28 protein-coding genes are annotated in these 23,427 nt (G+C 63.2%); 14 read left to right on the forward strand and 14 right to left on the reverse strand.

Annotation, left to right across the window (positions count from 1 at the left end):
- Positions 1 to 46: 46 nt before the first annotated feature.
- Positions 47 to 784, reverse strand: a complete 738-nt coding sequence (locus V473_RS11025) for a CDP-alcohol phosphatidyltransferase family protein (RefSeq protein WP_066605522.1) — start codon at positions 782 to 784, stop codon at positions 47 to 49.
- 53 nt (positions 785 to 837) lie between these two features.
- Positions 838 to 1,572, reverse strand: a complete 735-nt coding sequence (locus V473_RS11030) for a phosphatidylserine decarboxylase (protein ID WP_066603833.1) — start codon at positions 1,570 to 1,572, stop codon at positions 838 to 840.
- 160 nt (positions 1,573 to 1,732) lie between these two features.
- On the opposite strand from V473_RS11030, the gene V473_RS11035 reads away from it, so the two are divergent.
- Both V473_RS11035 and V473_RS11040 read left to right on the forward strand, forming a co-directional pair.
- A complete protein-coding gene (locus V473_RS11035) occupies positions 1,733 to 2,953 on the forward strand; it encodes an NADP-dependent isocitrate dehydrogenase (protein ID WP_066603835.1) in 1,221 nt (406 codons plus the stop codon).
- A 227-nt stretch (positions 2,954 to 3,180) separates the two neighbouring features.
- On the forward strand, positions 3,181 to 4,794 hold the full coding sequence (locus V473_RS11040) for a bifunctional GNAT family N-acetyltransferase/carbon-nitrogen hydrolase family protein (protein WP_066605523.1): 1,614 nt from the start codon (positions 3,181 to 3,183) through the stop codon (positions 4,792 to 4,794).
- A 12-nt stretch (positions 4,795 to 4,806) separates the two neighbouring features.
- On the opposite strand, the gene V473_RS11045 is transcribed toward V473_RS11040, so the two are convergent.
- From V473_RS11045 to glmU, 7 genes are all read right to left on the reverse strand, one after another.
- Entirely contained in the window at positions 4,807 to 5,157 is a 351-nt protein-coding gene (locus V473_RS11045; protein WP_066603839.1) for a toxin-antitoxin system HicB family antitoxin, read from the reverse strand.
- On the reverse strand, positions 5,150 to 5,398 hold the full coding sequence (locus V473_RS11050; protein WP_066603843.1) for a hypothetical protein: 249 nt from the start codon (positions 5,396 to 5,398) through the stop codon (positions 5,150 to 5,152). The genes V473_RS11045 and V473_RS11050 overlap by 8 nt, the downstream gene beginning before the upstream one ends.
- Before the next feature lie 45 nt (positions 5,399 to 5,443).
- A complete protein-coding gene (gene glmS / locus V473_RS11055) occupies positions 5,444 to 7,267 on the reverse strand; it encodes a glutamine--fructose-6-phosphate transaminase (isomerizing) (RefSeq protein ID WP_066603849.1) in 1,824 nt (607 codons plus the stop codon).
- A gap of 15 nt (positions 7,268 to 7,282) precedes the next feature.
- Positions 7,283 to 7,663, reverse strand: a complete 381-nt coding sequence (locus V473_RS11060; protein ID WP_066603858.1) for a PIN domain-containing protein — start codon at positions 7,661 to 7,663, stop codon at positions 7,283 to 7,285.
- Positions 7,660 to 8,034: a ribbon-helix-helix domain-containing protein gene (locus V473_RS11065; protein ID WP_082679071.1), complete on the reverse strand. Its 375-nt coding sequence runs from the start codon at positions 8,032 to 8,034 to the stop codon at positions 7,660 to 7,662. Before V473_RS11065 ends, V473_RS11060 begins: the two co-directional genes overlap by 4 nt.
- Before the next feature lie 30 nt (positions 8,035 to 8,064).
- Entirely contained in the window at positions 8,065 to 8,955 is an 891-nt protein-coding gene (locus tag V473_RS11070; protein WP_066603869.1) for a metallophosphoesterase, read from the reverse strand.
- Positions 8,956 to 9,051: 96 nt separating this feature from the next.
- Complete coding sequence (gene glmU, locus V473_RS11075) at positions 9,052 to 10,347, reverse strand: bifunctional UDP-N-acetylglucosamine diphosphorylase/glucosamine-1-phosphate N-acetyltransferase GlmU (RefSeq protein WP_066603870.1); 1,296 nt, start codon at positions 10,345 to 10,347, stop codon at positions 9,052 to 9,054.
- A gap of 175 nt (positions 10,348 to 10,522) precedes the next feature.
- On the opposite strand from glmU, the gene V473_RS11080 reads away from it, so the two are divergent.
- Together V473_RS11080 and V473_RS11085 are read left to right on the forward strand one after the other, a co-directional pair.
- Complete coding sequence (locus V473_RS11080; RefSeq protein ID WP_201785520.1) at positions 10,523 to 11,191, forward strand: HAD family hydrolase; 669 nt, start codon at positions 10,523 to 10,525, stop codon at positions 11,189 to 11,191.
- A gap of 10 nt (positions 11,192 to 11,201) precedes the next feature.
- Complete coding sequence (locus tag V473_RS11085; RefSeq protein WP_066603877.1) at positions 11,202 to 11,963, forward strand: enoyl-CoA hydratase/isomerase family protein; 762 nt, start codon at positions 11,202 to 11,204, stop codon at positions 11,961 to 11,963.
- A 71-nt stretch (positions 11,964 to 12,034) separates the two neighbouring features.
- On the opposite strand, the gene V473_RS11090 is transcribed toward V473_RS11085, so the two are convergent.
- The 4 genes from V473_RS11090 to V473_RS11105 form a co-directional block, all read right to left on the reverse strand.
- Positions 12,035 to 12,394, reverse strand: a complete 360-nt coding sequence (locus V473_RS11090; protein ID WP_066603884.1) for a UrcA family protein — start codon at positions 12,392 to 12,394, stop codon at positions 12,035 to 12,037.
- A 615-nt stretch (positions 12,395 to 13,009) separates the two neighbouring features.
- On the reverse strand, positions 13,010 to 13,825 hold the full coding sequence (locus V473_RS11095) for a phosphotransferase (protein WP_066603886.1): 816 nt from the start codon (positions 13,823 to 13,825) through the stop codon (positions 13,010 to 13,012).
- Positions 13,826 to 13,907: 82 nt separating this feature from the next.
- Positions 13,908 to 14,792, reverse strand: a complete 885-nt coding sequence (locus V473_RS11100) for a restriction endonuclease (RefSeq protein WP_201785496.1) — start codon at positions 14,790 to 14,792, stop codon at positions 13,908 to 13,910.
- A gap of 44 nt (positions 14,793 to 14,836) precedes the next feature.
- Positions 14,837 to 15,040 carry a hypothetical protein gene (locus V473_RS11105; protein ID WP_066603892.1) on the reverse strand — a complete coding sequence of 68 codons (204 nt, stop codon included), beginning with the start codon at positions 15,038 to 15,040 and terminating at the stop codon, positions 14,837 to 14,839.
- A 161-nt stretch (positions 15,041 to 15,201) separates the two neighbouring features.
- Between V473_RS11105 and uvrA the strand changes: the two genes are divergently transcribed.
- From uvrA to V473_RS11135, 8 genes are all read left to right on the forward strand, one after another.
- On the forward strand, positions 15,202 to 18,132 hold the full coding sequence (gene uvrA, locus V473_RS11110) for an excinuclease ABC subunit UvrA (protein WP_066603894.1): 2,931 nt from the start codon (positions 15,202 to 15,204) through the stop codon (positions 18,130 to 18,132).
- Positions 18,133 to 18,143: 11 nt separating this feature from the next.
- Positions 18,144 to 18,953, forward strand: a complete 810-nt coding sequence (locus tag V473_RS23565) for a hypothetical protein (RefSeq protein ID WP_148648363.1) — start codon at positions 18,144 to 18,146, stop codon at positions 18,951 to 18,953.
- Positions 18,954 to 19,015: 62 nt separating this feature from the next.
- The gene (locus tag V473_RS23570; protein ID WP_148648364.1) at positions 19,016 to 19,339 is read left to right on the forward strand and encodes a hypothetical protein; all 324 of its coding nucleotides are present in this window, start codon (positions 19,016 to 19,018) and stop codon (positions 19,337 to 19,339) included.
- A 134-nt stretch (positions 19,340 to 19,473) separates the two neighbouring features.
- The gene (gene relB / locus V473_RS11115) at positions 19,474 to 19,668 is read left to right on the forward strand and encodes a type II toxin-antitoxin system RelB family antitoxin (protein WP_066603901.1); all 195 of its coding nucleotides are present in this window, start codon (positions 19,474 to 19,476) and stop codon (positions 19,666 to 19,668) included.
- Positions 19,668 to 19,943 carry a type II toxin-antitoxin system RelE/ParE family toxin gene (locus tag V473_RS11120; RefSeq protein WP_244884377.1) on the forward strand — a complete coding sequence of 92 codons (276 nt, stop codon included), beginning with the start codon at positions 19,668 to 19,670 and terminating at the stop codon, positions 19,941 to 19,943. Before relB ends, V473_RS11120 begins: the two co-directional genes overlap by 1 nt.
- 93 nt (positions 19,944 to 20,036) lie before the next feature.
- A complete protein-coding gene (locus V473_RS11125) occupies positions 20,037 to 20,219 on the forward strand; it encodes a hypothetical protein (protein WP_148648365.1) in 183 nt (60 codons plus the stop codon).
- A gap of 84 nt (positions 20,220 to 20,303) precedes the next feature.
- Entirely contained in the window at positions 20,304 to 21,353 is a 1,050-nt protein-coding gene (locus V473_RS11130; protein ID WP_066603911.1) for a hypothetical protein, read from the forward strand.
- 358 nt (positions 21,354 to 21,711) lie between these two features.
- Positions 21,712 to 21,924: a cold-shock protein gene (locus V473_RS11135; protein ID WP_066603914.1), complete on the forward strand. Its 213-nt coding sequence runs from the start codon at positions 21,712 to 21,714 to the stop codon at positions 21,922 to 21,924.
- Between the two features lie 35 nt (positions 21,925 to 21,959).
- Here the strand turns inward: V473_RS11135 and V473_RS11140 are convergent, their stop codons facing one another.
- Positions 21,960 to 22,556 (reverse strand): hypothetical protein, encoded by a 597-nt coding sequence (locus V473_RS11140; protein ID WP_066603917.1) that lies wholly within the window; start codon positions 22,554 to 22,556, stop codon positions 21,960 to 21,962.
- A gap of 122 nt (positions 22,557 to 22,678) precedes the next feature.
- Here V473_RS11140 and V473_RS11145 point away from each other — a divergent pair, with 122 nt between their 5' ends.
- Together V473_RS11145 and V473_RS11150 are read left to right on the forward strand one after the other, a co-directional pair.
- Positions 22,679 to 22,891 (forward strand): hypothetical protein, encoded by a 213-nt coding sequence (locus V473_RS11145; protein ID WP_066605525.1) that lies wholly within the window; start codon positions 22,679 to 22,681, stop codon positions 22,889 to 22,891.
- A gap of 179 nt (positions 22,892 to 23,070) precedes the next feature.
- A complete protein-coding gene (locus V473_RS11150) occupies positions 23,071 to 23,427 on the forward strand; it encodes a glycine zipper 2TM domain-containing protein (protein WP_066603921.1) in 357 nt (118 codons plus the stop codon).

Here is a 23,427-nt window from a genome sequence, read left to right on the forward strand (position 1 = left end):
CTGTCGAAACCTCTTTCTGCTGCAAGACGCGGTGCTTCGCCACATTTCATGCTGTCGGCGGGACGGCCTTGGCGCTCTCCCGCTGCCGCTTCACCTTGGCATAGGATATGATCCCGAACGGGATCAGCGCGACATAGACGCCGCAGACCAGCAGCAAGGTTAGCCAGGGATCGGTCACCAGCAGCGCCGCCAGCAATCCGGCAAAGGCGATGACCTCCAGCCGGATGCGTTTGCGCAGCCGCAGCGCCGACCAGCTATAGGTCGCGATGTTGGAGATCATCAGGAAGGCGATGAACGCCGCCCAGGGTGCGACCAGATACCAGGCGCGGAAAATTTCCTGCCCCGTCACCAGCCACAGATAAAGCGGCACGAAGGCCAGCCCCGCTCCCGCCGGCGCCGGCACCCCGGTCAGGAAGCCCGCCGACTTGTGCGGCTGCTCGTCCGCATCGATCGCGGCATTGAACCGCGCCAGCCGCAACGCGCAGGACAGCGCATGGGCCAAAGCGAAGATCCAGCCGAATTTCGGCATGGCATAGAGCGACCAGAGATAGAGGATCAGCGCCGGCGCAACGCCGAACGCGATCGAATCGGACAGCGAATCCAGTTCCGCGCCAAACCGGCTCTCGCCGCGCAACATGCGCGCGATCCGCCCATCCAACCCGTCGAGCACGCCTGCAAACAGGATGGACAGCACCGCCCGCTCCCACTCGCCCGAAATCCCGTAGCGCACCCCTGTCAGGCCGAAGCACAGCGCCATCGCCGTGACCGCATTGGGCGCCAGCATCCGCAAGGTGATGCCCCGGCGCAACCCGCGCGGCACGGCGCGCCGCTGGCGGCTCATTGCTGGATGCCTGCAATAACGCGCGCGTCGCCCATCTGACCCAGGATCGTCTCGCCCGCGACCGTGCGCTGGCCCAGGATCACGCGCGGCGCCGCGCCGGCGGGCAGATACACATCGACCCGGCTGCCAAAGCGGATAAGGCCGATGCGCTGCCCCGCCGCGACCATGTCGCCGGGCTTCACGAACGGCACGATCCGCCGCGCGACCAGTCCCGCAATCTGGGTGAAGCCGATGCGCACGCCGTCATGCCGTTCGACCAATATATGCTGGCGCTCATTATCTTCGCTCGCCTTGTCGAGGTCCGCGTTCAGGAACTTGCCCGAAATATAGACGACAGACTTGATCGTCCCGCCAATGGGCGTGCGATTGATATGGACGTCGAACACGCTCATGAAGATCGACACGCGGATCATCGGCTGGTCGCCCAGCCCGTTAGGCCCCGCCATTTCGCGCGGCGGCGGCACCCGCTGGATCAACGTCACAAGGCCATCGGCAGGCGCGATGATCGCTCCTTCGTCCTGCGGCACGGCGCGGACGGGATCGCGGAAGAAGGCGAAGACCCAGATCGTCACGATCAGCATCAGCCAGCCGACAATCTCCCATCCCAGCAGGAACAGGACGCCGGTGATCGCGACCGCGATCAGGCCGAATTTCATGCCCTCCGGGTGGACCGAAGGAAAGCGCCATTTGACATTGCCGCCCGCGGCAATCGTAATCTCATCATTGTCCATGGCCACCGTCTTTAGGGAGAGAGCGTCCCCCTGACAACGACCGATCCCGGCCAAGGCTCCCCATGGGGCAGATTCATGGCCGCCAATGGTTGAACATTGCCGCCGCTTTGCCTAGGGCGTCCCCATATTCCACCCAGCAGCAAGAAGGCGAACAGGCGCTATGGCCAAGATCAAGGTGAAAAACCCCGTCGTTGAAATTGACGGCGACGAAATGACCCGGATCATCTGGGAATGGATTCGCGAGCGCCTGATCCTCCCCTATCTCGACATCGACCTGAAATATTACGACCTGTCCGTCCAGAAGCGTGACGAAACCAACGACCAGATCACGATCGATTCCGCCAACGCGATCAAGCAATATGGCGTCGGCGTGAAGTGCGCCACCATCACCCCCGACGAGCAGCGGGTCGAGGAATTCAACCTCAAATCGATGTGGAAGTCGCCCAACGGCACCATCCGCAACATCCTGGGCGGCGTCGTATTCCGCGAACCCATTGTCATCCGCAACGTCCCCCGCTTGGTCCCCGGCTGGACCGACCCGATCGTCGTTGGCCGCCATGCGTTCGGCGACCAGTATAAGGCGACCGACTTCCTGGTCCCCGGCCCCGGCAAGCTGCGCCTGGTGTGGGACGGCGAAGATGGTCAGAAGATCGACAAGGAAGTCTTCGATTTCCCGTCCGCCGGCGTCGCCATGGGCATGTATAATCTCGACCAGTCGATCATCGATTTCGCCAAGGCGAGCATGAACTATGCGCTCGACCGCAAATGGCCGCTCTATCTGTCGACCAAGAACACGATCCTCAAGGCCTATGACGGCCGCTTCAAGGATCTGTTCCAGCAGGTGTTCGACGAAGAATTCGCCGACCAGTTCAAGGCGGCGGGCATCGTCTACGAACATCGCCTGATCGACGACATGGTCGCCTCCGCGCTCAAGTGGAGCGGCAAGTTCGTCTGGGCCTGCAAGAATTATGACGGCGACGTCCAGTCGGACACCGTCGCGCAGGGCTTCGGCTCGCTCGGCCTGATGACCTCGGTCCTGCTCTCGCCCGACGGCAAGACCGTCGAAGCGGAAGCCGCCCACGGCACCGTCACCCGCCACTATCGTCAGCACCAGCAGGGCAAGGCGACCTCGACCAACCCGATCGCCTCGATCTTCGCCTGGACGCAGGGCCTCGCCTTCCGCGGCAAGTTCGACGGAACCCCCGAAGTCACCAAATTCGCCGAAACCCTGGAACGCGTCTGCATCAAGACCGTCGAAGACGGCGCGATGACCAAGGATCTGGCGCTGCTGATCGGCCCGGACCAGGCCTGGATGACCACGGAACAGTTCTTCGAACAGATCCGCGTCAATCTGGAAAAGGAAATGGGCAGCTGGGCCTAAAAGTCTGGAACTGAACCGCCTCTGCGCAGTTCAATACGGAAACGGAACGAGGCGGCGCCGGACACCCGGCGCCGCCTTTTTCTTTGGCGACTCATTCACCAAAGCCGTTCGTCCTGAGGCGCCACTGAGCGAAGTCGAAATGGCGTATCGAAGGACATTCATGCACGACCCTTCGATACGGGTCTTCGACAAGCTCAGCCCCCACGCAGGGTGAACGGAGATAGATGATGACGACAGCAACCCGCAAACGCCTGGAGGTCCGCACGGCCGTCCCGACCGACGTGCGCGCGATCATTCGGCTGATCGCCCGCGTCTATCCGGGAATGCCCAATTATTCCCCCGCCACCGTCCGGGGCCAGATCAACAATTTCCCCGACGGCTGTTTCGTCGCGCTCTACGACAATAAGGTCGTGGGCTATTGCGCAACCATGCGCGTCAGCAAGGGCATGGCCTTTGCCCATCATGACTGGGAAGAGATCACCGCCAACGGCTTCGGCACCCGCCACAGCGCGGCGGGCGAATGGCTCTACGGCTATGAAATGGCGGTCGATCCCAAACTGCGCGGCCTGCGCATCGGCCAGCGCCTCTATGACGAGCGCAAGGAACTGGCCGAACATCTCGACCTGCACGGCATCGTCATCGCCGGCCGCATGCCCGGCTATCTGCGCACCAAGCGCAAGGTGGAGGGGCCGAAGGATTATCTGGACAAGGTCGTCCAGGGCAAGATCCGCGACCAGGTCGTCAGCTTCCAGCTCAAGAACCAGTTCGAACCGCTCGGCGTCCTCGAAAACTATCTGCCCGAAGACAAGCAGTCGGACGGCCATGCCGCCCATCTGGTCTGGCGCAATCCCTATGTCGACCCCGACGAAGCGCCCGAAATGCGCGTGCCGCGCGGGGTCGAAAGCGTCCGCCTCGCCACCTGCCAGCTTCAGGCGCGCGCGGTGCAGGATTTCGACGAATTTATCCGCAACATCGAATATTTCGTCGACGTCGCGGCCGATTATCGCTCCGACTTCATCGTCTTCCCCGAACTGTTCACCCTGCCGCTACTCTCGTTCGAAACGAAGAAGCTCAACCCCATGGAAGCGATCGACAAGCTCACCGGCTACACCCCGCGCCTGACCAAGGAACTGACGCGGATGGCGCTGGAATATAATATCAACATCATCGGCGGCTCCCACCCGACCCGCGCCGACGATGGCGACATCCAGAATATTGCCTATGTCGCGCTGCGCGACGGCTCCGTCCATACCCAGGAAAAAATCCACCCGACCCCCAACGAAGCCTTTTGGTGGAACATCAAGGGCGGCGATTCGCTGGACGTGATCCAGACCGACTGCGGCCCGATCGGCGTCCTCATCTGCTACGACAGCGAATTTCCCGAACTCGCCCGCCGCCTGGTCGATCAGGGCGCGCGCATCATCTTCGTCCCCTTCTGCACCGACTCGCGCCTGGGCTACATGCGCGTGCGCTATTGCGCGCAGGCGCGTGCGATCGAGAACCAATGCTATGTCGTCATGTCCGGCAATGTCGGCAATCTGCCGAACGTCGATAATATGGACATCCAATATGCCCAAAGCGCCATCCTGACCCCCTGCGACCTGCCCTTCGCCCGCGACGGCATCGCGGCGGAATCAACGGAAAATGTGGAAACGCTCACCATGGCGGACGTCAACCTGGCTGACCTCAGCTGGGCGCGCGCCGAAGGCACCGTGCGCAACCTGCGCGACCGTCGTTTCGACCTTTATCATATCGAATGGGACAGCAACCCCGACCACAGCCACGCCCCCAGCGGCGGCCCCGTGCCAGCCGGCGGGCATAATTCGCCGGGCGGCGGGTGAGGGCCTGGCGGCTTACCCCGCCCGGCCGATACTCTCGGCCAGCACATTGGCGACATAGGCGTTCAACGAAACGCCCTCACGCGCCGCCACGAATTTCAGCTTTTCATGCAGCGATCGTGGCACGCGCTGCCGCCATTGGCCCAGCGCGGCCGGGCCGGGAACCTGACGCCCCAGCGCCTCTGCCGCGGCGTGCCATTCGGCAATCGCCGCCGCCGCATCCGCCAGCGCAGCCTCCGGCGTCTCGCCATCACCCATGCAACCGGGCAGCGCTGGAACGGTCGCCAGCCAGCCACCGCCATCCGCATCCGACAATGGCTCGACCATGATCGCATAGTCGGCCTGCCGCGCCTTTGCTTTAGCCATGCTTGCCATCCTTCACAAATGCCATCAGCTTACGAATATAGACCGGCTTGATCGGGCGTTTGGCCGGAATGGTCAGGATCGTGTCGCTCCCCGGCACCGCCACTTTCCAATGCGATCCGCCACCCGTCGGCGGCAGGCAAGCCCAACCCAGATGGTCGCACAGCGTCTGAATATCCGATATCGTCCAATCCCCTGCGGGATTGCGCGCCACCCGATCCAGCAGCTTATCCGCCTTGGTCATTTATGATGATACCGCATATGGTGTCATATTACAAGAATAGTCGGTTTACTCCACCGTCACCGACTTCGCCAGATTGCGCGGCTGATCCACATCCGTCCCCTTCGCCACCGCCACATGATAGGCCAGCAACTGCACCGGCACCGCATAGACCAGCGGCGCGATCAGCGGATGCACCTTGGGCATCTCGATCGTCGCCATGCAGCCATCGCCCGCCGCCGCGATCCCTTCCGCGTCGGAAATCAGCACCACCTTGCCACCGCGCGCCTGCACTTCCTGCATATTGCTGACGGTCTTTTCGAACAAAGGCCCGCTCGGCGCGATCACGATCACCGGCACCAGTTCGTCGATCAGCGCGATCGGCCCATGCTTCATCTCGCCCGCGGCATAGCCCTCGGCATGGATATAGCTGATTTCCTTGAGCTTCAGCGCCCCTTCCAGCGCCATCGGATAATCCGGCCCGCGCCCCAGATACAGCACGTCGCGCGCTGGCGCGATCAGGTGCGCCATCGCCTCGATCTGCCCGTCGCGGCTCAGCGCCTCATTGAGCGCGGCCGGCGCTTCCGACAAATGCCAGACGATTTCGGCCTCTTCTTCCGTCGTCAGTTTCCCCTTGGCCCGCGCCAGATTGGCCGCCAGCGCCGCCAGCACCGCCAACTGGCAGGTGAACGCCTTGGTCGACGCCACGCCGATTTCCGGCCCGGCATGGGTCGGCAGCAGCAGGTCCGCCTCGCGCGCCATCGAACTGGTCGGCACATTCACCACCACCGCGATGATCTGCCCCTCCGCCTTGGCGTGGCGCAACGCCGCCAGCGTATCGGCCGTCTCGCCCGACTGGCTGATGAACAGCGCCAGCCCGCCCGCCTCCAGCACCGGGTCGCGATAGCGGAACTCGCTCGCCACATCGATGTCGACCGGCACGCGGGCGAATTTCTCGAACCAATATTTCGCCACCAGCCCGGCATAATAGCTCGTGCCGCATGCGACGATGGTGATCCGCTTCACCGCGCCCAGGTCGAACTCCATGTCCGGCATGGCGATCTCATTCTCCATCCGGCGCAGATAGGAGCGCAGCGTCTGGGCGACGACCACCGGCTGCTCGTAAATCTCCTTCTGCATGAAGTGGCGATGATTGCCCTTGTCGATCATCGCGCCGGACACGCCGGAAATCGTCACCGGCCGCTCGACCGGCTGGTTGTCCTTGTCGAAGATTTCGGCCCCGTCGGCGGTAATGACGACCCAGTCGCCCTCTTCCAGATAGGCGATGCGCTGCGTCAGCGGCGCCAGCGCCAGCGCGTCCGACCCCAGATAGGTTTCCCCATCGCCATAGCCCACGACCAAAGGCGACCCCAGCCGCGCCCCGATCAGCATGTCGGGATGGCTGCGGAACGCGATCGCCAGCGCGAACGCGCCATGCAGCCGTGGCAATATCTGCGCTACCGCCTCTCGCGGCGACGCGCCCTGCTCCACCAGTTCGCTCACCAGATGGGCGACGACCTCGGTATCGGTCTGGCTGTCGAAATGCCGCCCCCGCGCCATCAATTCCGCGCGCAGCGGCTTGAAATTCTCGATGATGCCATTGTGGACCAGCGCCACTTCGCTGGTCGCATGGGGATGCGCGTTGCTGGTGGTCGGCGCGCCATGCGTCGCCCAGCGCGTATGCGCGATGCCGGTGGTGCCGGGCAGCGGCTCGTCGCGCAATTCGCGCACCAAATTCGCCAACTTGCCCTCGGCCCGCCGCCGCTCGATCGCGCCGTCATGGATGGTGGCCACCCCCGCGCTGTCATAGCCGCGATATTCCAGCCGCTTCAAACCGTCGACCAGCCGTTCCGCCACGTCGTCCTTGCCGATGATGCCGATGATGCCGCACATGTGCCGGAAAGCCTTTCAGAGTGTATAGGGAACGCGGATGCCCGGCATCTCTGCCGGGAAATCCTTTGTATTTCGTGTCACCAGCACGCGGCCGCGCAATTGCGCCGTGGCCAGGATGATGGCGTCTGGCGACTTGAGCCGTGCCCGTTCACGGCGCAACGCCGCCGCCCGACGCGATATCTCGTCATCGATTTCGTCTAGGCCGAACTGCCCCAGAAACATCAACACGTCGCGGACAGCCGATTCATTGCCTTTCGACAATATCTCTATCCACGCCATGCGACTGATCCACATGCGCGCGCCGCTGTCCGCTATGCGGAAAATTTCGCGATGCGCCGGCTCATGATTCAATAAGGCGTCGATGACGATATTGGCATCGAGACTATAGCCGCTCATGCGCCATTCTTCTTGCCCTTTTCTGGCGCCTTCGTCCCGGCCGCCTTTTTCGTCAGCGCCAGATAATGCGCCCGCTCCTTGTCATCCTCTTGCGTGAAATATTCGGGCGACGCGGCGCGAACTTCATCATAATCATCATCCCACGGGCGGGTCCATTCCGCCCGCCGCGCCCGATCATATTCATCGGGATCGACCGACACCCCATGCCGCGCCCACGCGCCGAAACCCTGCTCCAGCCAATCTTTCGATGTTTGCGGACGGTAGGCGGAAACCGCCTCCCGCAACACCGCCGCGCGCGACTTGCCCTGCTCGCGCGCGATCTGGTCGAGCCATTTGACATCTTCGTCGGGAATATCGGCCAGGAAACGCATGATGCCATGATATCATATCATGATATCAAGTCAATCGCCTCGCAGGGGCTTGATAGTCACCAGCCAGATATCAGGCGGCGCCAGCATCCGCACCGGCGCGCTGCTCGTCCCCACCCCGCCCGACACGATCATCGTCCGCTTGCCCTCGCGATATCGGCCGCACGCATAGCGCGTCCCATATTTCGACGGTACATAGACGATGCCGAAAAACGGCAGGGCGATCTGCCCGCAATGGCTATGGCCGACAAGCGTCAGAGACTCCCGGTCGGGCAGTCGCGGGAACACGTCCGGCCCATGCGACAATATCACCGGCGCGCCGCCCACCCGATCCATCGCCGCCAGCGTGCCGGGCATGTCGATCTTGCGGGTGTAAATATCCTTCAACCCGCCGATCGCCAAAGGCCCGCGCCGCGCCGCGCCATCCTGCAACAGAGTGACGCCGATCCCCGCAAACGCCGCCCGCCAGTCCGGCCCGCTCAACGCCCGGCGATTCAACTTGCTGCGGCTGTCATGATTGCCCAGCACCGCCACCACGCCCAACGGCGCGCGCAACCCCGCAAAGGGCGCAATGCTCGCCCGCGCATCATAGCTGCTCCACCCCTTGTCATCGCCGATATAATCGCCGCCCAGCAGGATCAGGTCGGGCTTCAACCCATTGATCTGCGCCACGATCCGCGCCAGCCGATCCCGGCTGCCGTCCGGCCCCGACAAATGCGTGTCGGTCAGCAGCGCGACGGTGACGGGCGTGCGCGGCGCGGCGGCGGGAAAGGGCAACGCCACCTCCGCCCGCCGCACGACCGGCATGGCGCTGGCGTTCAGGAACAGCCATAAAGCGAAAATGGCGATACCAAGTGAAAGGACGAGCAGAATGATGAGCAGGGCGCGAAGGCGATGCCGCGCCGTAACGCCAGCCGCCCTCACCCTTTCCACCGCCTGCGGCGGCAGGCCCCTTCCCTCTCCCGACGGGAGAGGGAAAGAGGCGCGAATGCGCCGATAAGGGTGAGGGTGAAGCGCCGCTTATGCTTTTGCATTCTTCCGCGCCATCATCCGCTCCCGAAAGCGCTTGGCCCATCCCGCCTTGCCGACCTGCGCGGGCCGCACCAGGCACAGCGCATCGGCCTCCACCGGCTTCGTCACCACGCTGCCGGCCGCTACGATCGCGCCCGCGCCGATGGTCGCCGGGGCCACCAGCGCGCTGTTGGACCCGATGAACGCTCCCGCGCCGATCTGCGTCTTATATTTGAAGAAGCCGTCATAATTGCAGGTGATCGTACCCGCCCCGATATTGGCGCCCGCCCCCACGCTGGCGTCGCCGATATAGGACAGGTGGTTGACCTTCGCCCCCTCGTCCAGCCGCGCCTTCTTGATCTCGACGAAATTGCCGACCTTGGCGTTGGGGCCGATATCCGCCCCCGGCCGCAACCGCGCATAGGGGCCGATCGCCGCGCCGCTTGCCACGCTCGCGCCTTCCAGATGGGAAAAGGCGTAGATCACGACATCGTCCGCCACGGTCACGCCCGGCCCGAACACGACATTGGGCTCCACCACCACGTCGCGGCCCAGCACGGTATCATGGGCGAAGAACACCGTTTCCGGCGCCACCAGCGTCACGCCATCGCGCATCGCCTCGTTCCGCCGCCGCGCCTGCCACATCGCCTCCACGCCCGCCAGTTCGATCCGGCTGTTCACGCCCGCCACTTCCCAGGCGTCGGTCTCGATCACCGCGCTTGTCCCACCGGGCAGCATGACGATGTCGGGCAGATAATATTCGCCCGCGGCATTCTGGTTGCCGATCTGGTCGAGCAGCACGAACAGGTCGGTCGATCGCACCGCCATCAACCCGCTATTGCACAAGGTAACGGCGCGTTCGGCTTCGCTTGCATCCTTAAATTCCACCATCTTCTCGATGATGCCCTGCCCATCGGCGATGATCCGGCCGTATGCGGCGGCGTCATCGGGGCGAAAGCCCAGCACGACAGCGCGCGGCTCGTCGCCCCGGCTCAGCCGATCGAGCATCGCGCGCATCGTGCCCGCGCTCACCAGCGGCACGTCGCCATAAAGGATCAGCACGTCGCCCGCGAATCCCGCCAGCGCATCATGCGCCTGGGCGACGGCATGGCCCGTGCCCAGTTGCTGCGCCTGCACCGCGACGATCGCGCCGGTGCCGGCCACCGCCTGCTCGACCTGTTCGCGCCCCGCGCCGACCACCACGACCTGCCGCTGTGGCGACAATGCGCCCGCGCTCGCCAGCAGGTGCAGCAGCATCGGCCGCCCGGCCACGGGGTGCAACACCTTGTGCAGGCTGGATTTCATCCGCGTCCCCTGCCCCGCGGCAAGGATGATGACGGCGAGCGGGCGCGAAGACGAGTCGGGTACAGTCACGATGAAAGCGTCCCTGGCAGGAGGAGGAATCTTGCCGCTCTCTGCCATGTTTGCCTTGCCATTGCCACCGCGCACGCGGCATGGCGGCGGCATGACCAGCCCCCCCATCGATCCCATCCCCTTCGACATCGTCGGCTTCGACCTCGACGGCACCCTGATCGACACCAGCGGCGATCTCGCCGCCGCGGTCAATTACGCCATCGGCACGATCGACCGCCCGCCCTTTCCGGCCGCCGCGATCCACCCCTTTGTGGGCAAGGGCGCAAAGGTTATGCTGGCCAGGGCGCTAGACGCATCGGGCGGCTACACCGCGGACATGCTAGATGCCCTCCTGCCGATCCTGCTCGACTATTATGAGCAGAATCTCGCCATCCACTCGGTCCCCTATCCCGGCCTGCTGGACGCGATGGATGCGCTGGCGGAGGCCGGCGTCACGCTCGCCATCTGCACCAACAAGGCGGAACGCTTCACCATCCCGCTGATGCGCCAGCTCGGCCTGTCGGACCGCTTCGCCGCGATCGTGGGCGGCGATACGGTCGGCGTCGCCAAGCCCGACCCGGCCCCGATCCGCGAAATGATCGCCCGCGCGGGCGGCGGCCGCGCCATCTTCATCGGCGACACGATCAACGACATAGCGGGCGCACGCAATGCCGGCATCGCCAATGTCGCGGTCGGCTTCGGCTTCCTCGACGGCCCTGTAAACAATCTCGACGCCGACGCCGTCATCCACCATTATGACGAACTGGTCCCGCTGCTCCGGCGCTGGCCGGCATGACGCGCCTGTCATGACCCTGCGCCTGGAGCATGACGGTCCCGTCGCCCGGCTGCTGATCGATCGGCCCGACCGTCGCAACGCCATGACCCAGGCGATGTGGGAAGCCCTGCCCGCCCTCGTCGGCCAGGCGATGGCCGATGACGCCATCCGCGTCCTCATCCTCGCCTCCGCCGCCCCCGGCCTCTTCTGCGCTGGCGCGGACATCAACGAATTTGCGACCTGCTCTGCGCAAGAAGACTGGCGCGTCGCCAACCAGGCCGCGATCCGCGCCAGCCAATATGCCCTCGCCCATGCGCCAAAGCCCGTGATCGCCGCGATCGACGGCGATGGCGTCGGCGGCGGCTGCGGCCTCGCCATCGCCTGCGACCTGCGCATCGCAGCGCCCACAGCCCGCCTCGGCATTACGCCAGCGAAACTCGGCATCGTCTATTCGCTGTTCGACACCAAATTGCTGGTCGACCTGGTCGGCCCCGCCCGCGCGAAGCGCATCCTCTACACCGGCGCGCTCCACAGCGCCGACGAAGCCCTGTCCATCGGCCTGATCGAGGAGATCGCGCCCGATCCGCTCGCCGCGGCGCAAGCCCTCGCACGCACCATCGCCGCCAACGCCCGGCACAGCGTCCAGTCCTCCAAGGCGATCGTCCGCCGCATCCTCGACGGACAAGCGGACGACGACGCGACGACGCTGGCGCTGTTCCGCGACGCCTTCACCCTGCCCGACTTCGCCGAAGGCGTCGCCGCCTTCCGCGCCAAGCGCCGCCCGGATTTCTGAATCGCTTTTACCGTCGCCCAACGCAAAAAGGCCCGGCGCGAACCGGGCCTTCTACATGGCGGGCGGGACGATCAGTTGCCCACGACCGGCCGCATCTCCTTGCCCGCATCCGCCCCACCCGCGTCGGCATAGCGCTCGCCCGTTTCGGCGCGGGCGATGGCGGCGCTGACGGGGGCCTGGACCTGCGCCACCGCCTTGACCTTGCACGCTTGCGCGGCGGCCAGGTCCATCGAGGAGCACACGCGGCTGGCGGCGCGGGCGATACGGCTGCGGAGCTGCTGCTGGTGCGCCGGCTGGGTCAGGTCCAGGTCGCCATGATAGACGGCGCTGGTGCGGCCATTGGAGACGAAGTCTTCGGCGGATGCGGCGCCGGCGCTGGCCAGCAGGGCAAGGGACGCAACGGCGGCGGCGAATTTGGGTGCTACGAACATGGGCTTATCTCCTCAAAATCTGTTGTGACCGGCGCACCGCTGCAAAGGGGGGCTGTGCGGGGCGCCGGGTGCGAACGGGGGGAGCCAGAGGGTCTTTTTGGGGTCGGCATCCTGCCCCGTTCGCCTCATCTTGTTACCCTTGCCGCGTGCGCCGCGCCCGCCCGCTTCGACCGATGGCGATCCGCATCGGCCAACGACAGGATCGGCGACCAAGGACAGAGGAAAGCGGACGAACGGCGCGACGAACGACATCCGCGCCCATGCGAACGACATGCGCGCGCCATATTGCCGTAAGGGAAAGACGAATCGCCCAGCCGCCAGCGCCAGACGCGAAAACGCCCCCGGCGCAAGGGAAGGCCGGGGGCGTATCCAGATGCTGTCGGGCACCGGATCGGGGATAAAGCTATATGGCGGAGACGACGCCATCGGCGCTGAACCGTCGCTTAACGGGGCTGATGGCGCCGCGCTCTGCCGATGCCCCACCATAGCAGGTGAACGCGCCCGATCTGCCCCGCTTCGATGATCCGCCCATGCGCAGCGCCCGGCGGCATCCGCGCCGGACCAACGGCCCTCAGCGCGCCACGAACGACATGGCGGGCCTCGCCAAGCCAGCATTCACTGGTCGATCGCGGGCAATCCTGCGGCGGCCAGCGCCTCGTCCAGATAGAGCGCAAAGGCGTCGTTTCGCGCCGGCAGCCGCTGCCGCAACCAGGCCAGCGCCACCAGCGGTCGCCACGCCGCCAGCGCCTCCGGCTCCATGTCCGTCACCGCCCGATAGCGGCTGATATACTGGGCCGCCGCCTGATCCCGTATCTTCTCCTCCCACCATCCCCCCGTCTGGCCGGGACCAAAGCGCATCAGCATCTCGGTCCGCACCACGTCCGTCGGCGCTGCGGCGCGCGCCGCCCGCGACCAGTCGATCACCGCCAGTCCGTCGGGCGTCACGATCAGATTGGCCGGGTGCAGATCGCCATGGGACAGCGCGTCTCCCTCGATCAGTTGGTCCAGCCGCTCGATCGCGGCGGCGCGCAGCCTCTCGCCCACTGGCGCCACCTCGATATCCTCGGCCAATATCGCCTTGCGGCTGCGCAGCATCGGCAAGCGCTGCGCCTGGATATGCTGCTGCAACCGCGCCATCTGCGCCAGCGCCCAGCGCCAACGCCACGGTTTCTGGCGCAAATGGACCAGCAGGTCCGACCCCGCCATCTCGCCATAGACGATCCCGCGCCGACCGCCCGCTTCCTTCAACCCCAGCGCCGGCGCCACCGGCAAGTCGGTCGCCTGGATCGCCTGCATCATCGCATATTCGCGCTCGACAATGCCGGGGTCGATACCCGCATGAAACAGCTTGAGCACTCGCCCCCCGTCCAGCCGGAACACCTCGGCGCTCTGCCCGGCGGCGATGAAATGGGACGGATCGGGCAGGCTCATGGGCGCAACCTCTGCCCTAGCGCGGCCGGATTGGCCAGTGGGTTTGCGGTGGACGGGAACGCGTCAGGCCGCCTTGCGCGTTTCAAATTTCCGCAAAAAAGTCACTGACGATATCGACTTCCTCATGGATCACCTGCCGCACCCGCACGCCCAGCCCCCGCTCTTTCAGCAACTGGCACAGCGCTTCCCCATCGATCAGGTCGATGGCCGGCGCGCCGTCGCGTGTAGCCTCCTTGCGCGCATCGGTGGTGAAAGTGCCGGTGGTGATGATCAACCCCTTATCCGCCCGCCCCTGCATCGCCCCGCGAAAATCGCGTACAGTGGGGGAAGACACCGATCCGGCATAGCGCTTGCACTGGAACAGCACCTGAAAACTGATGAGGTTCATGCGCAGCACGCCCGCCCCGTCAATGCCGCCATCGCCCGACTTGCCCGTCACCTCGACCCGCACGAAACCGCTTTCGCGCAGCAACCGCTGCGTAAGCCGTTCGAACGCGTCAGGCGGCATGGTGCGAAGCACTTTCAGCAGCGCATCGGACCATTCTGCCTCTTCTTCCTCGGTTGGCTGATCATGCAGGATGATTTCTTCGTTTCGGGTCGGCGTCGCTGCGTCATCGCCCATGGCCGCCGCCTCTTTGGCCTTCCGGCGCGCGGCCAGTGCAATTTGATGCACATTATAGGCATCGGCCACCATCCGCCGAACCTTCTCGTCTGGCATCGACACGGCTTGCCGCCCGTCGTCGGTCAACACCCACATGCCGCGCTTGGGATTATCGACCAGCCCCGGATATTTAAGGTAACTGCGCGCCCACGACATGCGGTCGGGCACCACTGCCGCGCCGGAGGTCGGATAGGTCACGTCCATCTGCTGCGGCGTCATCCCCAGCATCTCGATCAGCGCTTCCTCTATCTCCTCGTTCGTCGCCGATCCGCCATGGCTGTCCAGCACCTTAAGTATGGGCAGCATGAAATCTTCGTGACGGGGGATGGAAAGAGGTGAAGTTTGATCGGTCATAACAAACGCCCCTGCTTGCCGGTATCCGCAAACGCTTTGATCTGCGCGTCGGACTGGCCACCGCTTGGCGACTTGAACAGGATATTATAATGAACTTGGGAATGGAACGGAGGGTCCGGGCAGACGAGATCGATGCCTTCACTGGCCACATACGCGCGTACCACGTCCAGATTATTGCCATAATAGAGTTTGTTGCTCATTGGTCCCCCGCTGCTGCCAACCCTAGTTGCGACCGCCATGCCGTGCCAAGCAAAACTTGCCTTTCCGGCCACCTTCCCCTGCCGCTGCCCAATCCCTATCTTCGCCCGCAAGGGCGCACCAGCGCTTGCCCAATTAGAACAAATCTGGAACAACACGCCCCATGAGCCTCACCCACATCTCCGTCCGCGGCGCGCGCGAGCACAACCTCAAGGGCGTCGACGTAGACCTGCCCCGCGACAGCCTCATCGTCATCACCGGCCTGTCCGGCTCCGGCAAATCCAGCCTCGCCTTCGACACCATCTATGCGGAGGGGCAGCGGCGCTATGTGGAATCGCTCTCCGCCTATGCACGCCAGTTTCTGGAGATGATGCAGAAGCCCGATGTCGAGCATATCGAGGGCCTCAGCCCCGCGATCAGCATCGAGCAGAAGACGACCAGCCGCAACCCGCGCTCGACGGTCGCCACGGTCACCGAAATCTACGACTATATGCGCCTCCTCTGGGCGCGCGTCGGCATCCCCTACAGCCCCGCGACCGGCCTCCCCATCAGCGCGCAGACGGTGTCGCAGATGGTGGACCGCGTCGCCCTCCTGCCCGAAGGCACCCGCTTCTACCTGCTCGCCCCGGTCGTACGCGGGCGCAAGGGCGAATATCGCAAGGAACTCGCCGAATGGCAGAAGGCGGGCTACACCCGCGTCCGCATCGACGGCGAAATGATGCTGATCGAGGATGCGCCCGCCCTCGACAAGAAATACAAGCATGACATCGAAGTCGTGGTCGATCGCCTGGCCGTGGAGCCCGACATGGGCACGCGGCTGGCCGACAGTTTTGAGCAGGCCCTCAAACTCGCCGATGGCCTCGCCTTCGTGGACTTGGCCGACGGCGTCGTGCCGGGCCGCGAAAACGAAGTACAGTCCGCCGACAAGAAGATGAAGGGCGCGGGCATCCCCGCCAACCGCATCGTCTTCTCCGAAAAATTCGCCTGCCCGGTCAGCGGCTTCACCATCCCCGACATCGAACCGCGCCTCTTCTCCTTCAACGCGCCCATGGGCGCCTGCCCGGCCTGTGACGGCCTGGGCGAGCGGCAGGAATTCGACCCCGAACTGGTGGTCCCCAACGAAGCGCTCTCGATCAAGAAGGGCGCCGTCGTCCCCTGGGCCAAATCCAATCCGCCCAGCCCCTATTATATGCAGGTGCTCGGCTCCCTCGCCAAGGAATTCGCCTTCTCGCTCGACACCCCCTGGGCCGATCTGCCGGGCGAAGTGAAGCTCATCATCCTCCACGGCACCGGCGGCAAGCCCGTCACCTTGCGCTTCATCGACGGCAAGAAGAGCTATGAGGTCAAGAAGGCGTTCGAGGGCGTCATCGGCAACCTCAATCGCCGCCTGCTCCAGACCGAAAGCGCCTGGATGCGCGAGGAACTGAGCAAATATCAGACCGCCATGCCCTGCGAAACCTGCCACGGCGCGCGCCTGAAACCCGAAGCGCTCGCCGTCAAGATCGCGGGCGAGGACATCTCCGTCTCCACCCGCCGCTCGGTGGTGGACGCGCTCGCCTTCTTCACCGCGATGCCCGATCATCTGAACGACCAGCAGCAGCAGATCGCCCGCGCCATCCTCAAGGAAATCGTCGAGCGCCTCGGCTTCCTCAACAATGTCGGCCTCGATTACCTCAACCTCGACCGCACCAGCGGCACCCTGTCCGGCGGCGAATCCCAGCGCATCCGCCTCGCCAGCCAGATCGGCAGCGGCCTGTCGGGCGTCCTCTACGTCCTCGACGAACCCTCGATCGGCCTGCACCAGCGCGACAATGACCGGCTGCTCGTTACCCTCAAACGCCTGCGCGACCTCGGCAACAGCGTCATCGTCGTGGAGCATGACGAGGATGCGATCCGCCACGCCGACTATATCGTCGACATGGGTCCGGGCGCAGGCGTCCATGGCGGCCAGATCGTGGCGCAGGGCACGCTGGCCGAAATCCTGGCGCACAAGGACAGCGTCACCGCGGACTATCTCAACGGCACCCGCCGCATCGAAGTCCCCGCCAAACGCCGCAAGGGCTCAGGCAAGAAACTCACCGTCCACAATGCCCGCGCCAACAACCTGACCGGCGTCACCGCGTCGATCCCGCTCGGCACCTTCACCTGCATCACCGGCGTCAGCGGGTCAGGCAAATCCAGCTTCACCATAGATACCCTCTATGCGGCATCGGCGCGCGCCCTCAACGGCGCCCGCATCGTCGCCGGCCCGCATGACAAGATCACCGGCCTCGACCATTGCGACAAGGTGATCGACATCGACCAGTCGCCCATTGGCCGCACCCCGCGGTCCAACCCGGCCACCTATACCGGCGCCTTCACCAACATCCGCGACTGGTTCGCGGGCCTCCCCGAAAGCCAGGCGCGGGGCTACAAGCCCGGCCGCTTCAGCTTCAACGTCAAGGGCGGCCGCTGCGAAGCGTGCCAGGGCGACGGCGTGCTCAAGATCGAGATGCACTTCCTCCCCGACGTCTATGTCACCTGCGACGTCTGCCACGGCGCGCGCTATAATCGCGAGACGCTGGAGGTGAAGTTCAAGGGCATGAGCATCGCCGACATACTCGACATGACGGTCGAGGATGCGGTCGAATTTTTCAAGGCCGTGCCCCCCATCCGCGACAAGATGGCGATGCTCGCCGAAGTGGGCCTGGGCTATGTCAAGGTCGGCCAGCAGGCCACGACCCTGTCCGGCGGCGAAGCCCAGCGCGTCAAACTCGCCAAGGAACTGTCGCGTCGCGCCACCGGCAACACCCTCTATATCCTGGACGAACCCACGACGGGCCTGCATTTCGAGGATGTCCGCAAACTGCTCGAAGTCCTTCACGCGCTGGTCGACCAGGGCAATAGCGTGGTCGTGATCGAGCATAATCTGGACGTCATCAAGACCGCCGACTGGATCATCGATATGGGACCGGAAGGCGGCGTCAAGGGCGGCGAAGTGGTCGCCGAAGGCACGCCGGAGAAGGTGGTGAAGGAGAAGCGCAGCTTTACCGGGCGCTATCTGGCGCCGTTGCTGGGGCTGGAGGCTTTGGCGGCGGAGGAAATTTTGATGTAGGAAAGGACAGCATGAGCAGGCCACTCGAAGTAAATAAAACTTCCGGCAGAAAACTCGCGGACCTTAAAGATTCGCTAATGCTGATTCATGACTGCTGCAAAAATTGTAGAGATGGTAAATTACACTATATCCCAGCACTTGCAGGGCAGCTTAGATCCATTCTGAGCGAAAAAAGAAAAGATGCAGATGCACTTATCAAAGTTATAGCAGATAGCTTCAACATAGAATTAAATTTCTTTGTGTTTATTGACGCAAATAATCTACAGGACTCTTTTCCAGACGATATAAAACCAGAAGTGACAATGTCTGGCTTTCCAATTTCTTCTGAAAGAGAAATAAATTCGCAGACCAGACTAAATCTGGACGATTTTCTTAATTACAAAATATTAAAAATCAAAGAAAATTCATATAGTGTTATCAACATAATTAAGTGGTTCTCCGACAGGGCAGGCGGATCTCATTATTCTAAAACTCTTCCAAAAGATTTTTCTGATCTATTAGATTTAGGATACGCAGGATTCCCGTTTTTAATTCAGTTTTTTATTCAGATTGGCGAGGCAGTAGTTAGCGCAGGATATAAAATTCTGGCCAAATTTTCCAATCAAGATATTTGCTTGATAATGGGAGCCCATTCAGTTCCAAAAAACTTTGCACATATAATTGATTGCTCAAGTAAATTCTCGAAAATGAGAACTATTTTACACTTTGATGAGAATGGAAAATTTGGATCATACATATCAGGAATACAAGGTGAAAATATTAGATTGAGATCTAACGCAGATTTTGATTTTGAAAAACCAATGTTATCCAGTTATCATTAAGAATATCGCACGATTTAAAATCGATAGCCAGCCTAAGATTAAATGACAATAGTGTTTGCGATGTGATCGCAGAATTCCCTATCTTAAACTCCTCCGATTGGGGCATGTCTGATGTATTCGTTAATAAGAAAATGGAAGAATCGGATGGTCAGGATTTTGAGTTTTTAATGATGTTATTTTCCATGCACTCCAAGCAATTATCCACACTGGAAAATGCAAAAATGCTCGCATACCATGCAAGCCGTGCAAATAATCCTGAAGATAGTGGAATATTAGTAGGGAAAAATAGCTATTTATATATGAAACCAGGAGATATTAATTTCGAATCATTTGGCGGGTCAATTAAGACAATTTCAGCAATTGATGCGGGATTTAATAAAAATTAGTTTTTGAATAACGGAGGCGAATTCTTGCAACTACATTTGCAGGTTATAACTAAATCCCTCCAAACCTGATCCATATCGGACCAACCTGCTGCACCCCGATTGGCCCCACCACGCTCATCTGCTACACTCCCCCCATGACCAAGCTCACCCCCATCGAGTCCGAGTTCGCGACGACCAAAGACGCGGAAGCCTATGACGCATGGTTCCGTGCGGAGGTCGAAGCCGCCATGGCATCGGACGAACCCGACATCCCTCATGACGAAGCGATGGCTCGGATGCAGGCCATTATCGACCGCCGCAAAAAGACTGACAGACGTAAGACAGCATAGTGCTGCCGGTCGTCTGGAGAGCCAGCGCTCTGCGAAAACTCGAAAGCGTCATCGACTATATCGAAATACGGAATCCGGCGGCGGCCGACCGCATTGGTGCTGCTATCCAACACGCAGCCGATCGCCTGCCCGACCATCCCTATCTTCACCGGCCCGGCCGTGTTTCCGGCACGCGAGAGGCTGTGGTTCATCCCAACTATATCCTCGTCTATCGCGTCATGGCCGACCGGATTCAGATACTTGCGCTTCACCATAGTCGCCAGCAATATCCCTGAAGATATCCGGGCGACCTACGCATCATTGACGTCATCATTTTTTTCACTTGTCTGCTTCTGCCGTTCGTCGCGATGCCCCTCCTGTGGCGGCGCATGAAGCGCGTCCGCAACGAAACCTATCAACACAAGCAGCAGGAACGGCGCGCCCAGCCATGGGAAGAATCCCTTGGCTCGGACGGCGAAGTCCCGCTCGCCCGATCCGGCAGCCCGAATGACGATCTCATCGACCTTGGCAGCAAGGCGCGCGAAACCCGCTGGCCGATCGAAAATCCCTGAACCGATTTATCCTATTTCGCTGTCCTACATGCCCCTTTTCTGTCCATCCTCCCGGCAATCCCCTCAGCCGGAGGCACGCGACCCATGTCCTATCACGACCCCATCCTCCCCACCCCTACCCCCGCGCCGCAAAGCCGCGTCGATGGCTGGAGCCCCGCGCGCCAGCGCCGTTTTCTCGAAGTCCTCGCCGCGACCGGCGTCATCCGCCTCGCCTGCGAAGCCGTGTTCATCACCACCCGCTCCGCCTATACGCTGCGCATCCGCCGCGACGGCGCGGCCTTTCGCCTGGGCTGGGACGCGGCGATCCTGATCGCCCGCGCGCGGCTGGCCGACACCTTGCTCGCCCGCGCCATCATGGGGACGGAGGAAACCATCCGCCGCGATCCCGACAATGATGAAATCACCCGCCACCGCCACGACAACCGGCTCGCCATGTCGATGCTCGCCCGGCTCGATCGCATGGCCGATTGCCCGGTCGAAGGCTCCGACGCCGCGCTCGCCCGCGTCGTCGCGCAGGATTTCACGGCCTACCTCGACATGCTTTGCCCGGAAGCCGACGCCCAGGCCGAAGCCGACCGCCTCGGCCTGCCCCGCACCGGCGCGGAGCCGGCCGCGCGCCTGATGGAGGACGCCACCCTCTATGACGGCTCCATGCCCGACACGCCCGCCCCGGTCGATACCGACACCGCCCTCTCAAGCCAATTGTCTCCGGGCGCATCGGCCGCGCTGTTCGTCGCCGCGCGCATGGCGCTCCACAAACCGCAAAACCCGCACTTTTCCGTTGATGATGAACGGTGTGAACTTCGCGATCCGCCACCCCTAAATCTCGCCGATCTCCCGCCGGACGAAGCCGCCGATCGGTTGCGCGGCATCTGGTGGGACGACCGACTGGACCGCTGGCGCACCGATTTCCCGCCGCCGCCCGGTTTCGACGGCGACGCCAGCGACACGATCTACGATGTCGACGATTATGAGCGCGACCTGACGGAGGCGGAGGAAGACGCGCTCGCCGCCCAGCAGGCCGCCGAACGCCGCCCCTATGAACAGGCCGCCGCCCTCGCCCGCGACGATTTCTTCGGCTTCGTCCTGGCGCAGGACGCGGGGTGCGCGGACGCAATGGCTGGGGCGGGATGATGGGATGATGGGCATCGCCGCCGCCGCCTCAACCACCCCGCTCGTGGCCGATGCCGCCCCCCGCCCGCCCGTTCGCTTCGAGCGTAGACGAGAGGCGGTAGCGCCACGCCCGCGTCAAACCACTCGCCAGCGCCGCCGACATTTCTCGACTGCGCTCGAAACGAACGAGGGTCGGGTGATGGCTCCGCGCCCAACCCACCCCGATTTGCTATTTGCCCGCCCATGCCCTAAGAGAAGGCAGCTACAGTCGCAAATCGACGGTTCTCGGCGCTTTGCGGCACCTGTTTCCTTCTTTCCCTGCCCCTTTAGCGATCCGGTGCGACCACACGGGCCGCGCCGCACGAAAGAAGGAACTACCATGAGCATCGTCGGAACCGTCAAATTCTTCAACGCCGACAAGGGCTATGGCTTCATCGCTCCCGATGACGGCAGCCCGGACGCATTCGTTCACATCACCGCCGTCGAGCGCGCTGGCCTCGCCACGCTGCGCGAAAAGGACCGCGTCTCCTATGATCTGGAGCAGGACCGTCGTGGCAAGATGGCCGCTGTGAACCTGCAGCACGCCGAATAATCCGGATGGCGGGCGCTCCGGCGCCCGCCTTTCTACTATGGCTGCTGGTCCATATAGACCGAGCCGACCAGCAGAATCGCGATCAGCGCGACCAGCAGCGCCCCGTTGACCCAGCGATGGCGCACGAACAGCAGGGCGATCAGCGCCCCGAACAGCCCCAGCAGAGCCAGCGACATCCAATAGTCGGCATCTGCGCTCAGGGCCGGCCCGGTCGATGGCCGATAGATTTCCAGCGCCACCTGGCCGACGATGTTGCCGATATTGGCGCACAGCACGCCGCCGATCACCAGCCTTTTGTGGCGGTCGTACCACTGGTCGAAATCGGGCCAGTCTTCCGGCTCGTCGGGGAAAATCAGCGTCGCGGCCAGATAATAGACCCCGACCAGCGCCAGCACCGCGGTCAATGTCAGATAATTGGCGTCCATCTGCGCCCGCGCCTCATAGGCCGTCAGCCAGAAACTGGTAAGGTCGAGCAGCACGAACAGCCCCAGCAGCGGCGTCAGCCAGCCGATCCGCACCGCCCTGGCGCCCCGCTTCAGCTTGAGCGCCCTGGAAAAGCCGCCCAGCACCTCACTGATCGCCAGCCCCAGCAACAGCCCAAAGGCCGCGAACACCAGATCGAATCCCGACATTCGGCTCCCCCGACGCACCGTCCGTCGCAAGCCTAGCAAAAGCGACCGTCCAGGCAATGCGGCTTGGAACCCCCGGCCCCGCCGCCGGTTATCCCCCCGAACCCGCAACCATGGAGCATAACATGATCCGCACCCTGATCTTCGGCGCTATCGCCGGCTATGTCGGCAAGAAACTCTACGACGAAGGCAAGCTGACCGAATTCAAGAACGACCTGGTCACCCGCTACAACGACGCCAAGACGAGCCTGGCCGACCAGAGCGCGACGAAGGACACCGCGGTCAGCGCCCCGCTGGTCACCTCGACCGGCGCGATCAACCGTCCGCTGCCCAACTAACCCCCTTCCCATCCGGCGGCCCAGTCCCCCCGCTCGCCGCCGGTCACCGCCCGCTCGCCACCGCTCCCCCTCTCGCGGTCGCAGCGGGCGGTTTTCTTTTGACCGCACTCGTCACCGCCACGCAACCATGGCTGCTGCGCCGGGTTGTTGAGGGCATAAGGGTAATAAGGAGAGACGCCATGAAGAAACCCATCCTCGCCGCCGCCATGCTGGCCATGCTGCCATTGGGCGCCTGTACGTCGGACAATTATGGCGGCGGTTACGGCTATGACCGTCCTGGCGACCGCCGCGGCCCGCCGCGCCACAACCGTCGTCCGATCCGCGACAACGACCAGATTTACCGCGACCGCGATGGCCGCTATTATTGCAAGCGCGACGACGGCACCACCGGCACCATTGTCGGCGCCATTGCCGGCGGCGTGCTGGGCAATGTCATTGCGCCCGGCGGATCAAAGACGCTGGGCACGATCCTTGGCGGCGCAGGCGGTGCTCTGGCTGGCCGGGCCATCGACAAGAACGACATCAACTGCGAATGA

This window comes from Sphingobium cupriresistens LL01, from assembly GCF_001046645.1.
Taxonomy (GTDB): Bacteria; Pseudomonadota; Alphaproteobacteria; order Sphingomonadales; family Sphingomonadaceae; genus Sphingobium; species Sphingobium cupriresistens.

Bases quoted from the DNA above. Each gene is read 5' to 3' on its own strand.
- V473_RS11025 (WP_066605522.1), bottom strand. From the start codon at position 784: ATGCTGGCGCCCAATGCGGTCACGGCGATGGCGCTGTGCTTCGGCCTG.
- V473_RS11030 (WP_066603833.1), bottom strand. From the start codon at position 1,572: ATGGACAATGATGAGATTACGATTGCCGCGGGCGGCAATGTCAAATGG.
- V473_RS11035 (WP_066603835.1), top strand. From the start codon at position 1,733: ATGGCCAAGATCAAGGTGAAAAACCCCGTCGTTGAAATTGACGGCGAC.
- V473_RS11040 (WP_066605523.1), top strand. From the start codon at position 3,181: ATGACGACAGCAACCCGCAAACGCCTGGAGGTCCGCACGGCCGTCCCG.
- V473_RS11045 (WP_066603839.1), bottom strand. From the start codon at position 5,157: ATGGCTAAAGCAAAGGCGCGGCAGGCCGACTATGCGATCATGGTCGAG.
- V473_RS11050 (WP_066603843.1), bottom strand. From the start codon at position 5,398: ATGACCAAGGCGGATAAGCTGCTGGATCGGGTGGCGCGCAATCCCGCA.
- glmS (WP_066603849.1), bottom strand. From the start codon at position 7,267: ATGTGCGGCATCATCGGCATCATCGGCAAGGACGACGTGGCGGAACGG.
- V473_RS11060 (WP_066603858.1), bottom strand. From the start codon at position 7,663: ATGAGCGGCTATAGTCTCGATGCCAATATCGTCATCGACGCCTTATTG.
- V473_RS11065 (WP_082679071.1), bottom strand. From the start codon at position 8,034: ATGCGTTTCCTGGCCGATATTCCCGACGAAGATGTCAAATGGCTCGAC.
- glmU (WP_066603870.1), bottom strand. From the start codon at position 10,347: ATGAAATCCAGCCTGCACAAGGTGTTGCACCCCGTGGCCGGGCGGCCG.
- V473_RS11085 (WP_066603877.1), top strand. From the start codon at position 11,202: ATGACCCTGCGCCTGGAGCATGACGGTCCCGTCGCCCGGCTGCTGATC.
- V473_RS11090 (WP_066603884.1), bottom strand. From the start codon at position 12,394: ATGTTCGTAGCACCCAAATTCGCCGCCGCCGTTGCGTCCCTTGCCCTG.
- V473_RS11095 (WP_066603886.1), bottom strand. From the start codon at position 13,825: ATGAGCCTGCCCGATCCGTCCCATTTCATCGCCGCCGGGCAGAGCGCC.
- V473_RS11100 (WP_201785496.1), bottom strand. From the start codon at position 14,792: ATGCTGCCCATACTTAAGGTGCTGGACAGCCATGGCGGATCGGCGACG.
- V473_RS11105 (WP_066603892.1), bottom strand. From the start codon at position 15,040: ATGAGCAACAAACTCTATTATGGCAATAATCTGGACGTGGTACGCGCG.
- uvrA (WP_066603894.1), top strand. From the start codon at position 15,202: ATGAGCCTCACCCACATCTCCGTCCGCGGCGCGCGCGAGCACAACCTC.
- V473_RS23565 (WP_148648363.1), top strand. From the start codon at position 18,144: ATGAGCAGGCCACTCGAAGTAAATAAAACTTCCGGCAGAAAACTCGCG.
- relB (WP_066603901.1), top strand. From the start codon at position 19,474: ATGACCAAGCTCACCCCCATCGAGTCCGAGTTCGCGACGACCAAAGAC.
- V473_RS11125 (WP_148648365.1), top strand. From the start codon at position 20,037: ATGAAGCGCGTCCGCAACGAAACCTATCAACACAAGCAGCAGGAACGG.
- V473_RS11130 (WP_066603911.1), top strand. From the start codon at position 20,304: ATGTCCTATCACGACCCCATCCTCCCCACCCCTACCCCCGCGCCGCAA.
- V473_RS11135 (WP_066603914.1), top strand. From the start codon at position 21,712: ATGAGCATCGTCGGAACCGTCAAATTCTTCAACGCCGACAAGGGCTAT.
- V473_RS11140 (WP_066603917.1), bottom strand. From the start codon at position 22,556: ATGTCGGGATTCGATCTGGTGTTCGCGGCCTTTGGGCTGTTGCTGGGG.
- V473_RS11145 (WP_066605525.1), top strand. From the start codon at position 22,679: ATGATCCGCACCCTGATCTTCGGCGCTATCGCCGGCTATGTCGGCAAG.
- V473_RS11150 (WP_066603921.1), top strand. From the start codon at position 23,071: ATGAAGAAACCCATCCTCGCCGCCGCCATGCTGGCCATGCTGCCATTG.